Origin of the sequence: Mucilaginibacter sp. SG564 (assembly GCF_013149275.1) — a bacterium.
Classification (GTDB): domain Bacteria; phylum Bacteroidota; class Bacteroidia; order Sphingobacteriales; family Sphingobacteriaceae; genus Mucilaginibacter.
In genome coordinates this window covers 25,283-39,011 of the sequence record NZ_JABGNA010000010.1, presented here as the reverse complement: position 1 = coordinate 39,011, position 13,729 = coordinate 25,283, and the positions used below count along the sequence as shown (strand labels likewise).

The 13,729-nt window shown below is 40.6% G+C and carries 10 protein-coding genes; 9 read left to right on the top strand and 1 reads right to left on the bottom strand.

Translation table 11 applies throughout. The annotated features are described in order from the left end of the window. The first annotated feature begins 124 nt into the window (after positions 1–124). From FHW89_RS21745 to FHW89_RS21730, 4 genes are all read left to right on the top strand, one after another. On the top strand, positions 125–412 hold the full coding sequence (locus tag FHW89_RS21745; RefSeq protein ID WP_172337163.1) for an RNA-binding protein: 288 nt from the start codon (positions 125–127) through the stop codon (positions 410–412). A 39-nt stretch (positions 413–451) separates the two neighbouring features. Further along, positions 452–742, top strand: coding sequence for a hypothetical protein (locus FHW89_RS21740; RefSeq protein WP_172337162.1), 291 nt, complete (start codon positions 452–454; stop codon positions 740–742). 155 nt (positions 743–897) lie between these two features. Continuing rightward, a complete protein-coding gene (locus FHW89_RS21735; RefSeq protein WP_172337161.1) occupies positions 898–1,296 on the top strand; it encodes a DoxX family protein in 399 nt (132 codons plus the stop codon). A 3-nt stretch (positions 1,297–1,299) separates the two neighbouring features. Continuing rightward, a complete protein-coding gene (locus FHW89_RS21730) occupies positions 1,300–2,244 on the top strand; it encodes a polysaccharide deacetylase family protein (protein WP_172337160.1) in 945 nt (314 codons plus the stop codon). A 72-nt stretch (positions 2,245–2,316) separates the two neighbouring features. On the opposite strand, the gene FHW89_RS21725 is transcribed toward FHW89_RS21730, so the two are convergent. Next, positions 2,317–3,081 carry a DeoR/GlpR family DNA-binding transcription regulator gene (locus FHW89_RS21725; protein WP_172337159.1) on the bottom strand — a complete coding sequence of 255 codons (765 nt, stop codon included), beginning with the start codon at positions 3,079–3,081 and terminating at the stop codon, positions 2,317–2,319. 262 nt (positions 3,082–3,343) lie between these two features. On the opposite strand from FHW89_RS21725, the gene FHW89_RS21720 reads away from it, so the two are divergent. From FHW89_RS21720 to FHW89_RS21700, 5 genes are all read left to right on the top strand, one after another. Beyond that, positions 3,344–3,922 carry an RNA polymerase sigma-70 factor gene (locus tag FHW89_RS21720; RefSeq protein ID WP_172337158.1) on the top strand — a complete coding sequence of 193 codons (579 nt, stop codon included), beginning with the start codon at positions 3,344–3,346 and terminating at the stop codon, positions 3,920–3,922. 88 nt (positions 3,923–4,010) lie between these two features. Then, positions 4,011–5,222 carry a FecR family protein gene (locus FHW89_RS21715; protein WP_172337157.1) on the top strand — a complete coding sequence of 404 codons (1,212 nt, stop codon included), beginning with the start codon at positions 4,011–4,013 and terminating at the stop codon, positions 5,220–5,222. A 218-nt stretch (positions 5,223–5,440) separates the two neighbouring features. Continuing rightward, positions 5,441–8,965: a TonB-dependent receptor gene (locus tag FHW89_RS21710; RefSeq protein WP_253952288.1), complete on the top strand. Its 3,525-nt coding sequence runs from the start codon at positions 5,441–5,443 to the stop codon at positions 8,963–8,965. A 15-nt stretch (positions 8,966–8,980) separates the two neighbouring features. After that, entirely contained in the window at positions 8,981–10,822 is a 1,842-nt protein-coding gene (locus FHW89_RS21705) for a RagB/SusD family nutrient uptake outer membrane protein (protein ID WP_253952287.1), read from the top strand. A 32-nt stretch (positions 10,823–10,854) separates the two neighbouring features. Further along, on the top strand, positions 10,855–13,707 hold the full coding sequence (locus FHW89_RS21700; RefSeq protein WP_172337155.1) for a SusC/RagA family TonB-linked outer membrane protein: 2,853 nt from the start codon (positions 10,855–10,857) through the stop codon (positions 13,705–13,707). The last annotated feature ends 22 nt before the right edge of the window (positions 13,708–13,729 follow it).

Below are 13,729 nucleotides of genomic sequence, written 5' to 3'. Positions count from 1 at the left end.
TCGTTTTAAGTCATCAATAAATCATAATCGGCAGTTTTTTAAAATTTCTTAAACTTTTCATAAATCCGGATCGTTAATCATTAACTGAAGGTTAATAAGTGTTTATCATTAAAAATCAGGAATTATGAAGATTTTTGTAGCTAATATTCCATTTTATGTGGGCGGTGTAGGCATCAGACAATTGTTTGAATTATTTGGTGCCGTGATAGCAGTAAAAATTATTACAGAACCAAAAACTGGTAAAAGCAAAGGCTTTGGTTTTGTTGAAATGCAGGATAATCAACAAGGATTGCAAGCGATCAAAGAACTTGATGGCAGTACTATTGGCGATCGGGATATTGTGGTTAAACTGGCCGATCAGCAGCCAGAAGAAGTACATGTACACAGACGTCCGCGTATCTTATTAAGGTAAACCGGCAAGCTTTTATCATTTAATTTTTTGGGTATTATTATGAACGAAATATTAACAATGGCAGAGCTTGCTGCCAGAACGTTAACTGTAAACGTGATACATTTACTGAAAAGCGAGATCGGGGAGCAGGGGATAGTGGCCGCTTTGGGTAACCAGGTGCTGATCAGTATTAGTAAAACCGACTTTGAGCAAAAACTAGGTAATCTCTTACAAAAGATCTATTACACCATCGATCAACATTTTCCGGTACGCCAGGATCATTTATCCGTCATTATACGTGATACCGATGCCCGGTACGAAAACGTATTTAAAATATGGAAATCTGCTTAAGACTTTTATTATTCAACTGCAATATTTTGTAACATACTATGCAAGGTATGGAAATGGCATGTTTCCATACCTTTAAAATTGCAGATCAATCCTTTATATCTACAAGTTTATTGCGCTAATGCGACGCAACTTTGTATTCATAAATAACAATAGTTATGAATACAAGCAGTTTTTTATTACTCCGGCTGGCCATTGGTACCAGCATGTTAGGTCATGGGTTGGTGCGCCTGCCCAAGCTTCAAACCTTTAGTCATTGGATGGTGGGCAGCTTTGTCAAATCTATATTACCTCAGGCACTGGTAATCCCCTTCAGTTATGTATTGCCTATTGCCGAATTCATCATCGGTCTGCTACTAGTTACCGGTTTATTTACAAAACCGGCCCTCATCGCCGGTAGCCTGGTAATGATCACACTTATTCTGGGAAGTTGTATGATTGAGAATTGGGAGGTCTTGCCATCTCAACTTATCCATGTTGCCTTTTTTACCATACTGTTGCAATTTATCAATAGTAACACCTTAGCGATCGATCAACTATTTTTAAAGCAACACTAAGCCATGGATACCCGTAGAGATTTTATTAAAAAGAGCGGTATTTTGGGTTTGGCCGGTGCTGTTCAACCCGCCACCGCAATTAACCTTTTACAAAACAGACAGCAAGCCCAACCTAAAACACATTGGGCCGATGGATCCCGCCTGGTCGTTTCCATATCCATGCAGTTTGAGGCTGGTGGGCAACCGGATAATGCCGAAAGCCCTTTCCCTCAGAATATGCAAAAAGGTTTCATTGATTTGCCGGGAGCAACCTGGTTTGCTTATGGCTACAAAGAAGGTATCCCCCGGATGCTTGATAATTGGGATAAGCTGGGCATTAAAGTAACCTCGCATATGGTAGGTACAGCGGTTTTAAAAAACCCGCAGTTGGCAAAAGAAATAGTACAGCGGGGGCATGAAGCTGCAGCACATGGCATGAATTGGGCGACAGAATACACCATGAGCTATGAAGAAGAAAAGAGGTTTATTAAAGATGGTGTTAATGCTATAAAAAAAGTGACGGGTTTTGATGCCATCGGATATAACGCCAATTGGTTGAGAAGGGGCGAAAACACGCTGAAAATATTGCAGGAATTAGGCTTCGTTTATCATATTGATGATCTGAGCCGCGATGAACCTTTTATTATTAAGGTAAGTGGTAAAGATTTTGCAGTTATTCCATATACGCTTAGATGCAACGATATCATGCTGATAGAAGGAAAGAATTTTTCGGCAGATCAATTTGTTAACCAGATTAAAATGGAATTTGATCAGCTTTACGCCGAATCAGAATATAAGCGCAGGCAAATGTCAATCAGTTTTCATGATCGTATTGGGGGTAGTCCGCAAATGGTTAAAGCTGCAAGCGATATCATTAAATATATCAAACAGCAGCCCGGTGTTGCCTTTAAACGTAAAGATGAAATTGCCCGTATGGCCTTGGAAGATAAAACCACGATAAGGGAATAATAAGATGTTCTTAAGGTATAAAACCGATCCCACTTAACTAAGTGGGATTTTTTGTTGAAACGTGTTTAAGAATTATGCAATGGTAACAGTTACGCCCGCGCTTTCCAGTGTGTTTACTACATGATCCGATACCTGCTCATCAGTAATGATCTGATCTATTTCATCAATATTACATATTTTACCAAAGCCGCGTTTCCCGAATTTGGTTGAATCGGCCAGTACAATGGTTTTGTTTGAAATGGCCATCATTTGTTTGTTTAAATGCGCTTCCATGGCATTGGTGGTGGTGAGGCCGTATTCAATATCAATACCATCAACTCCCAGAAACAGCATGCTGCAAAAGAAATCTTTCAGGATGTTTTCCGCATAAGCACCCATTACAGATGAGGAACTTTTTCTGATCATTCCACCCAGTTGCAGTACTTCAACTCCCGGAGTATGGATTAATTCAATGGCTACATTTAATGAAGAAGTAATAACAGTAAGGGCTTCTTTGGCTTGTATGCTTTTTGCAAAAGCTTGTATGGTTGTGCCCGAAGCCAGGATGATGGAATCATTAACCCCGATCAAACTAGCAGCCGCTGCCCCGATACGCATTTTTTCGTTCGAATTTATTTTTTCCTTTTCGTTTACCGGCTTATCTGTAGTGTAGGGATTGCTTTGTGTAGCACCGCCATGCGTGCGAAAAAGCAAGTGTTTTTCTTCCAGATATTTCAGATCCTTCCTGATGGTTACGGAAGAAACTTTCAATTCTTTACACAGGTCAACTACCTCAACATAGCCTTCCTTTTGCATTTTATTGATAATATACTGGTGTCGCTCTGTTAAATTGATCATAGATCATCAATCAAATTTGTATGGCCAAATTACAAATTATGAACATCAAATCTCAACAAAGTATACTATTAACTGCTTCAATGAGCTAATGATTCCTAATTGTTGTATGTGATGTATGCTTTAACTTATTATTAGGTTAATGTTTTTAATATTTTTTTCTGGTAGTGTTAATGTAGTGGTACATAAATAAAAAAGTGAATGGTAATATCAAAAATTCCTATCTATATTTAGGTCCCAATTAACTATAAACTTAAATAGTAAAGTGCATAAAATTATTAACGGTAATCAAATTCAGCAATTGATTGCAGGCGAAGAGTCTGCATTTGATGCTATCTATGAAATGTACTGTGAAAAAGTTTACAGACTGGCATTCAGGTTTTTAAAAGACAGAGAACAAAGTGAGGAGATTGTTCAGGAGTGTTTTATAAATCTTTGGATGAGCAGAGAGAAACTGAATCCCGAAGGAAATATGTGGCTATACATTTATGTAATAGCCAAAAGATTATCGCTAAATGCGCTAAGGCAAATTTACCAGTCGAGAGAATTCGCCGATAAATTGATCGGACGTATAGCAACTATGCATAATGATACAGAAGAAGATCTGCTGGTAAACGAACTGGAGCAGTTTACAGAAAAGATCATTAAAAAATTGCCAAAGCAACAGCAGCTGATATTCAGACTGAGCCGCGTAGAACACCTGTCGCACAAAGAAATAGCCGATCAATTACATATATCGCCCAATACTGTAAAAAATCATATGGTGGAGGCGCTCAAAACTTTAAAATCTCATTTGCAATACTCAGACCTCATCTATTTTTTAGTTCTGTTTTTCTGGATATAAATTTTTTTTATTTCTGACTAGTCCTATCCTCTGGTTAGTGTGTTCTCTACATACCAACCCCGTTCTGGGGTAATATAAACCATAGTATATGAACAAGGATAAACTCGAGCGTTTATTACAACAGTATTTTAATAATACAATAACTGATACTGACTGTATTGAGTTGCTTGATTATCTGCGTAATAACGATCCGGACGAAATAGCTAAAGCAATAGACGAACGGTTATTGGCACTGGAAGAAGGGCCGGAATTTAATCGTTTTCAGGCTAAAAAAATTTTGGAGCGCATTAAATCTGATGCCAGGTTTATAAACCAGACTGATGAACAGGATGAGGATAAGCCTGTAAGTAAATGGTACAACAATTGGATAAAAGTTGCGGCCATCCTTATTTTTTTTAGTACTGTTGGCTTTTATTTTTTATTTAACGGATATCATAAAGTAACAAATCAGGATAATCTGGCTGCGGCTAAATCTTCTGAAATTCTACCGGGCAGCACCAAAGCAACATTAACACTGGCCAATGGAAAAGTTATTTTATTGGATAATGTAGCCGACGGAACGCTAACAAAATCAGGTCGTACAGTAATTAATAAAGCACATAACGAAGGCCTTGTTTATAACACGCAGGCAGACAATAATAAAACAGTCCCCAGTACCGATACCGTATATAATACCTTGACTACCCCCCGCGGAGGTGAATATAAAGTAAAGCTTCCTGATGGTACCAATGTGTGGTTAAACTCTTCTTCTTCTTTGAGTTACCCGATTGAGTTTGCGGGCAACGAAAGACATGTGAAGCTTACCGGTGAAGCCTATTTTGAAGTCGCTAAAAATAAGGATAAGCCCTTTTACGTGTGTGCTAATAATGTATGTGTGAAAGTTTTAGGCACACATTTCAATATCGCTGCCTATAATGATGATGCCGAACTAACTACTACTTTGTTGGAGGGCTCTGTTCTGATTACAAAAAATAGTAAACAACGTTTATTGGCACCTGGTCAGCAGGCTGTAATAAGGAACAATGCCGATTTGATTAGTGTCGCTGATGCCAGCATCAATCAGGTTATGGCCTGGAAAAATGGATATTTCGTATTTAATGATGACAACATTAATACCATCATGAAAAAGTTATCACGCTGGTATGATGTGGATATCGAGTATCAGGGCAGCTTTGAGAACCTGCGTTTTGGGGGCACATTTTACCGCTCTAAAAGCATTAAAGAATTGTTGAATAATCTGGAAAAAATAGGAAAGGTACACTTTAAAATTACAGGAAGGAGGATTATAGTTATGCAATAAATCTACATTCCAATTTCTCACATATTATTATCTGGAAGTAAACCAGGAGCGTTTCGGACCGCCCCTGGTGTCAGCCACGATCTGGCTATGACAGATAATGAAATTAATTGCAGCGAATACAACCACTTAATTAATAAACTGACATTCAAATGTATAAAAATTTTACTGCATTTACTTGCGGCAAACAACGTGGGTGCCTATATAAACCTGTGCTTATCATGAAACTAACCCTGATTTTGCTAACGGCCACTTTTTTACAGGTAACAGCAGCAACTTATGCGCAGAAGGTTACATTGAAGGCTGAAAAAAGCAATCTGAAAGAAGTATTTGAGCAAATACAAAATCAAACTGGTTATGATTTTTTATATAACTCAGATGATTTGAAGTTTGCCAAGCCTGTAAGTCTTGATCTAAAAAGCGTCCCTTTAAAACAGGCACTTGATATGTGTTTTGAGAATCAATTACTCACCTATGTAATTGAAAATAAAACCATATTAATCAGTAAAAAAACAGGCCAGAACGATAATATAAAGCCCCCGAAAAAAGTCACGGGAAAAGTTACCGATAATAAGGGTTTTCCCTTGCCCGGGGTAACAATTAAGGAGAAGGGCACAAAAACAGGTGTTGTGACGGACAATAATGGAAATTACAGCATTAATGTGAGCGATGATAATGCCATACTGGTTTTTAGCTTTGTTGGGTTTGTAACACGAGAAATACCGCTTAATGGTAAACCACAACTCAATATAACACTCGAAGATAACCCAACGGATCTGAACGAAGTTGTAGTAGTAGGTTATGGCACGCAAAGGAAAGAATCTGTTACCGGAGCCATTACCTCTATTGGTACCAAAGATCTGGTGCAATCACCAACCGCGAACTTGAGTAACGCGTTAGCCGGTCGCTTATCTGGTTTAACCGCTATTCAAACTTCAGGTAAACCAGGTGATGACAACTCAACCTTGTACGTGCGTGGTGTTGGAACCTATACCGGTGTAACCGCTCCATTGATCATGGTTGATGGTGTTGCCCGCGATACCTATAACGATATCGACCCCAACGAGGTTGAAACAGTAAGCATACTTAAAGATGCTTCTGCCACGGCAGTATATGGTGTTCGTGGTGCCAATGGTGTCATCCTGATCACCACCAAGCGCGGTAAAGAAGGCGCTCCGAAAGTAAGCGGTACGGCTCAAACGGCTATATCACAATTTTCCAGCATGCCCAATTTTGTTAATTCATATCAATACGCATCATTATTAAATGAGCAGAGTTATGAAAATTATTGGATTCAGCACTCCAAAGACGCTGATATAAAAACATGGAGCGATTTTGCTCAGAAAAGAGATGCTAACTGGATAAAAGAGGCTACCATCTATTACTCGCCAGAGGATCTGAAATATTATCAGAATGCGCATACACCAACTGTTAATGGTAAACCAAACCCTTATTATGATCCATATGGGCACCCTGATCAGGATTGGAAAAAACAGATCTTCAATAAGTTTACGCCACAAACACAGTACAATGTTAACATCACCGGAGGTACTCCATCTGTAAAATACTTTGTGTCCTTAGGTTATCTTAAACAAGGGGGCTTATTTAATACAGATTACATGCCTTTTGGTGATGATATGCAGTTCAAGAAAAAACGCTACAATTTGCGTTCAAATCTTGATTTTGATGTCAACAAAAACTTCAGAGTATCGGTTGATATTGCTACGCAGTATGTAACCATAACAGGTATGGATAATGACGAGTATACCTGGGAAAAACGTATTCTATGGTCGTCACCGCTTGGGTCTCCTGGTATCATCAATGGTAAATTTGTAGTGCCTTTTAGCAATCAGAACGAACAGCTCAACCCGTTATATGCCATTGCCAACAGCAACAATTATAATATCAATACCAATAGTACTTTAAACTCTTCTATTAAATTAACACACAAACTCAATTTTATTACCGAAGGTTTGTCTGTCAATGCCAGAGGTGCTTATGATAGTTATTTTCAGGATCGCTCCTATGGAAAATATACTCCATTACTATATGGAGTAAGGCCTAATCCTAATGGCGATAAGTTAAACCCTATTCTGGTACAACTCACTAATGATGTTGCACCTATGCGATCAACTGATTATTATACCCAAAAATGGCGTAAACTATATGGGGAATTCTCAATTAATTACAATCACACTTTTGCCAAAAAGCATGCTGTTTCAGGTTTGATATTGGCGAATGCCGAGAAACGGTATGATCCGACCTATGTACCCGATCTTCCGCATGCTTATGAAGGCGCGGCTGCAAGGGTAACCTATGCTTACGACAACAGATACCTGGCTGAGTATAACATGGGTTATAACGGTTCTGAAAATTTTCCCGAAGGTAAAAGATTTGGTTTCCTGCCGGCTTACTCATTAGGCTGGATAGCCAGTAACGAATCCTTCTTTCCCAAAACCGATTATGTAACCTATCTGAAAATCAGGGGTAGTTTAGGTAAAGTGGGTAACGATGGTATATATATACCTGGTAGCAACCCTCCGCAATTAGCTCGCTACCTATACCTGCCAGATACCTGGAAATATGGCGACAGCTACACCTTTGGGACATTAAACGACCGCAATACAGTTCAGGGAGCCATGGAAAGTGTATTGGGTAATCCAAACGTTACCTGGGAAGTTGCTACTAAATCAAATATAGGTTTAGAGGCACACCTGTTTAACGAGCGAGTTACCGTTACCTTTGATCATTTTAACGAGCATCGTAAAAATATCCTTTCTTACAGAGGAAGCGTTCCGGGCATTGTTCAGGCAACCTTGCCTCCATACAACCTGGGTGAGGTTAAAAACTGGGGTAACGAGATAGAGATTACTTATAATAGTAAGCCCGGCAAATTTACCTGGTGGGTAAAAGGTAATGCCTCAACCAACAAAAACAAAATTATTTTCCAGGATGAGGCTGTTGCACCCGGTCAAGAGTATAATGCGGCTACCGGTCGCCCTATCAATCAGGGATCATATCTGCAGGCTAATGGATTGTATACTTCATGGGCGCAACTCTATGCCATTGATGGTAATGGTAATCCAATACTGTCAAGTCCGGTTAGGGCATTGGATAAAAACGGGAAGCCTTATGTAAACTCTTCGGGGCAACCGGTTTATCAGAAAGATCTGGGTTATGCCGGGGCGCCTTTGCAACCGGGCGAGGTTAGACTGGTGGATGTTAACGGCGACGGTATCATTAACGAAAAAGATTATGTGCGTACTGGTAAAACCGATATCCCAGAATTGAGTTACGGTCTTTCATTTGGTTTCAACTATAAAGGATTCGACTTTTCTGCATTGTTGCAGGGTGTGGGTGGTGTAGCTAAATACGCTATGCAGGAGTTACACTTCAACAAGCAGCAATCGCTTTTTGATGTCGATCTGAACCGCTTTACTCAGGAACGCTATGATAATGGCGACAGGATCGATTTCCCTATTGCTGCCTATAATCAGGCGGCGGCCTATAGCACTTTTTTCCTGAAAAGCACATCGTACCTGCGATTAAAAAATATGGAGATAGGGTACACGCTAAAACCAAGCTTTTTGAAAAAAGTGGGTATTAAATCTGCGCGTTTTTATGTGAATGGGCTGAATTTGTACACATGGTCTCCTAATAAAATATGGGGCGATCCCGAAAATCTAGGCTACATCGGCTATCCGTTAACCCGAACTTATAACGCGGGTTTAAATGTTAATTTTTAATCAATTAATAGCTAAATGATGAAAAGAATAAATATACTCCTATTGCTTTTAATGGCGGTTATAGGTGGTTTGTCGATAACAAGCTGTAAAAAAAGCTTTCTGGAGAAACCCAAAGGAGGATCAGTAACCGTTGATACTATTTTTGATAGCAAAAACCAGGCACAGTATGCGGTGGCAGAAATGTATTATCTATGTGTAAGAGGCTATTTTCCTCAAACTTATGATGGTTGCCGTCCTGAAGCTATTACAGATCAGCTTTATATCATACACCCGGCTTATGACTGGGCTTCAAATACCATTGGTACAGGGACATATATTACCGGTAACATGAGCGCCGATGCTAACTGCGACTATGGTTTTGGCGCAGATAATGGCCCGGGATATGGTTGGCACTATAAAGGTATAAGACAGGCCAACCTGGTACTGAAAAATATCAACAAAGTTGCGGATGCTGATGAAAATTGGAAGACGGATGTAAAAGGCCAGGCTCTTTTTTGCCGTGCCATGCAGCATTTTGAAGCATTCAGATATTATGGAGGTATCCCTATTGTAAATAAAGCTTTAGAAGGAGACTCGAAGATCGCAGTACCGCGCAGTTCAGTACAATCAGTAGTTGACAGTGTTGTTAAATGGTGCGATCAGGCTGCAGGCATGCTGCCCGCTACCCGTCCCTCTGCCGATTTTGGAAAGGTTACCAAGCTGGCTGCCCTTGCATTAAAAGCCAGGATATTGTTGTATGCTGCAAGTCCGCTTTATAACACACCGGCCAATTTAAAAGCGGAAGTAGCAGGTGCTCGTTTTGGCGATAGCCGTGATACCGTATTGGCTTATCCAAATTATGATCAGGAGCGTTGGAATAAAGCGGCCAAGGCCTGTAAAGATGTAATAGACAATGCGGGAGGCGCTGGAGTATCGTTATTCAATACCGGGAAACCTTTAACAACCGGAGAAACCTATGCCACACTTGGCGACTACGAATCGGTATGGAACGTATTTGCTAATCAGGAAATGATATTGGTGAACACAGCCAATCAGGCGGGTAGTGGCTTTGTATGGGGACAGTATTTATCCTCAAAGCTACGTTTGGCTCAGTGGGGGGTTAAAAACAACGTACCTGTTGAGTTCATACAACAATATGAAAAGAAGAATGGTACCAAATGGACTCTGCCCGCTACTGGCGCCGATTTACCGGTTGATATTAAGGCCCTTGATCTCGACCCCCGCTTTTACCAGACTATTGCTTACGATGGAATGTACTATAGCAGCCAGCGTGGTGTTTTAGCTTATTATAAAAAAGGCGATTATCCAACCGATGGTAATTTAGCCAGCAGTGATGCCGGGGTTGATGGTTATGCCACAGAGGTATACAAGTTTGTTGCCCGTGTAGATAACATGACCGACAATCACCTGGCCTGGCCTGTATTTCGCTTAGCTGAATTTTATTTAAGTTATGCCGAAGCCTTGAATGAATACCAGGGTCCGGGCGGCGATGCTACCAATTATCTTAATCTGATCAGGGTAAGGGCCGGAATGCCTGAGAAGCACCCTGCTGATGCCAGTTCATTCAGGGATGCTATCCAAAATGAGCGTACTATTGAATTGGCTTATGAAGGCCACCGGTATAATGACCTTAACCGCTGGCTGAAAGCAAAATCGGTATTAAACGGCACTTTGCATGGTATACAAACCACTGCCAGGAAGGGCGCAGACGGGCAATTAAAACGAACCTGGCAGGTAGTGCCTTTTGTTGCCAGAGTATTTCCTGCAAAATACTATTACGTTCCGTTCCCAAGTAAAGAGATCAGTTTAAGATATCTGGGTACGAAGGCGTGGGATGGACAAAATCCAGGGTGGTAATCAGCTATACACATTAACAAGTAATGAGAAAAATGAAAAAAGAATATATAACCCTTTTTGCATGGATTTTTACGTTCTGTAGTTTTTCTGCCGCTAACGCGCAAACTACGAATGTTACTCAGGCAGATTCCACTAGAAACAGCAATAATGCTACAAAAGCCATAATTGATGGTGGAATAAAAACTGAAAGATCCTGGAGAAATACAGGCGCGGTTTTTACCCTTCCGGGTGAAGATCTGACCCACATGACCGTAGGTAATTTATTAAACACACTTCAGGGGCGGATTCCTGGCTTAACCGTAGTAACCGGATCTGGCGAGCCAGGCTACGATAACCCCACACTTTATGTGCGTGGCCAAAGCAGCTGGAATATAGCCGGGAACCAGGTACTCATCTACCTGGATGGATCACAGGTTGATATGGGAGCTATAAGTGGTTTATCAGCCTATGAAATAGAATCGGTAACCCTGTTAAAAGATGCGTCGGCACTGGCCGTTTATGGTTTACAGGGTGGAGCAGGTGTATTAAGCATCAAAACTAAAAGAGGTGCGGTGATACCTAAAACCCAGATAACCGTTAATGGCCGGTATGGAATACTCAGCGCTATCGATCTGCCTACAGTAATGGATGCTTATGGCTATACAACAGGTTACAATCAGGCACTCAAAAATGATGGCTTGCCTATCAAATATCCTAATCCTGAGTTATATAAGGCGTCTAATGATCCATATCACCCTAATGTGAACTGGTATGATGAACTGCTTAAAAAAACATCAACTATTCAGGATTACAATTTTTCTTTCAGGGGTGGCAATGCCACAGCCAAGTATTACGTGCTGATGAACTATACCAACTTTGAAGGTTTATATAAAAATGCCGATATCATCGACAAAGACTTTGGCACAAATGCAAAGTATACCAAACTGAACCTTCGGGCCAATGTAGAGTTACAACTGAACAAGAATCTCTCGGTAATGGCCAATATCAGCGGCATAACCGAAGATAGAAATACACCATCAGGCTTTGCCGCCGGTGACGTGTTCAATGCGCTGATGTATTTACCCGCTTCGGCCTTCCCGGTAAAAAACCCGAATGGTTCATGGGGCAATAACTCTGTATATAATTTTAACCCGGTTCAGCTTTTACAACAAAACGGGGTATACAGTTCCCATACCCGCACCCTTCAAACCACCTTTAGCTTTACACAGAAACTGGATGCTATAACCAAAGGCCTGGATTTGCGCGGACTGGTTGCATTTAGTAATCAGTATGTTGGTGTGTATCAAAAGCTTTTCTCGGTGCCTTCTTATGAAATTGTAAAAGATGCAAATGATCAGCCGGTAATATCAGGAGGGAAAGTTGTTTATAAAACAATAGGCACCATCAGCCAGTCAAGTAATGATAACGGTGGCCCATTCTGGAACCGGACAACCGTACAGGTTGGCTTTGATTACGATCGGAGTTTTGGCAAACATACTTTTACAGGTATGATCATGGCCCGCAGACAGGGCTATAGTCACAACGGTTTAACTTACCAGGTACGTACGCAAGGCTTATCAGGTGATTTAACCTATGATTATGATCAAAAGTACATTGTTGATTTTTCCGCCGCATACAACGGGTCTGCTGATTTTGCACCCGGTAACCGGTATGGCTTTTTCCCCGCTGTTGGTTTGGGCTGGATAGTATCTAAGGAAGACTTTTTGAAAGATAACAGTGTCATCAATTTTCTGAAATTAAGAGCTTCTTACGGCTCCACAGGTAATATCAACGAGAATTACAGGTTTCTGTATCAACAATTTGCAGTAGGTTCTCCCGGATGGATAACGGGGACTGCTAATACCTATCACGGAGGTTTGGCAGAAGGCCCCTTTACCAATGCCGATGCTGCCTGGGAGAAGAAAACCACGCTTAACATTGGTGTTGATTGGGTGTTATGGAAAAAGTTTTCGGGTACAATTGACGTATTTACAGAAAAACGTACCGGCATCCTTGAGATCCCATCAGCTGGTGTGCCTGATTATACTGGCTTTAACTTGCAATATGCTAATACTGGCGAAGTTCATAATAAAGGAATTGAGGCTTCTCTTAAATTTGATGAAAAGCATCGCAATTTTGAATACTATGTTGGTGGATCGGTAGCCTTTGCCCGGAATAAAATAACCAAGAGATCTGAAGCCCCACAGCCTTATAATTACCTGTACACCCAGGGCTATCCTCTTGACCAAATGCGCGGATTAGTTTTCAAGGGTTTCTACCAGCAGTCTGATTTTGATGCTAACGGTAACTTAAAGCAAGGGGTACCGGCCTCATCTTATACCAATGTTAAACCAGGCGACCTAAAATTCGCCGATCAGGACGGCAATGGTATCATCAATGATTATGACAAAGTTCCTTTAAATTACACCAAACTCCCCGAAATTACTATCGGCTTTAACCTGGGTTTCAAATTTAAAGGATTTGATTTCGATGCCTATCTGCAGGGTGTAATGCACCGTACAGTGAGTTTGCTTGATGATGCGCCTTATTATATTAAACCATTTGTAAACAACAATAACATTACCGCATTTTCTGCAAACAGCTGGACTCCTGAAAATGCTACTACGGCTACATCACCACGCCTCTCCACCTTGAGCAATGCCAATAACACCCAGGCTTCTGATTTCTGGATGCGCAATGGCAATTTTCTAAAACTTCGGAGTGTTGAGCTGGGCTATACCTTACCTCAAAAAGGTTTTTTAAAGAAACTTGATGCTGTACGGGTATTTGTCAATGGAACCAACTTATTTACATGGGATAAAATTGATGATCTGGAGGCCGAACGCCTTTCGATGGGATATCCTTTAATGAAAACTGTAAGTTTTGGAATGAAAGTGAAATTGTAGTATAAACAATTGTAATTACAAG

Excerpts from the sequence above, each read along its gene's own strand:
- FHW89_RS21705 (WP_253952287.1), top strand. The coding sequence starts at position 8,981 with ATGATGAAAAGAATAAATATACTCCTATTGCTTTTAATGGCGGTTATA.
- FHW89_RS21735 (WP_172337161.1), top strand. The coding sequence starts at position 898 with ATGAATACAAGCAGTTTTTTATTACTCCGGCTGGCCATTGGTACCAGC.
- FHW89_RS21730 (WP_172337160.1), top strand. The coding sequence starts at position 1,300 with ATGGATACCCGTAGAGATTTTATTAAAAAGAGCGGTATTTTGGGTTTG.
- FHW89_RS21700 (WP_172337155.1), top strand. The coding sequence starts at position 10,855 with ATGAAAAAAGAATATATAACCCTTTTTGCATGGATTTTTACGTTCTGT.
- FHW89_RS21715 (WP_172337157.1), top strand. The coding sequence starts at position 4,011 with ATGAACAAGGATAAACTCGAGCGTTTATTACAACAGTATTTTAATAAT.
- FHW89_RS21725 (WP_172337159.1), bottom strand. The coding sequence starts at position 3,081 with ATGATCAATTTAACAGAGCGACACCAGTATATTATCAATAAAATGCAA.
- FHW89_RS21745 (WP_172337163.1), top strand. The coding sequence starts at position 125 with ATGAAGATTTTTGTAGCTAATATTCCATTTTATGTGGGCGGTGTAGGC.
- FHW89_RS21740 (WP_172337162.1), top strand. The coding sequence starts at position 452 with ATGAACGAAATATTAACAATGGCAGAGCTTGCTGCCAGAACGTTAACT.
- FHW89_RS21710 (WP_253952288.1), top strand. The coding sequence starts at position 5,441 with ATGAAACTAACCCTGATTTTGCTAACGGCCACTTTTTTACAGGTAACA.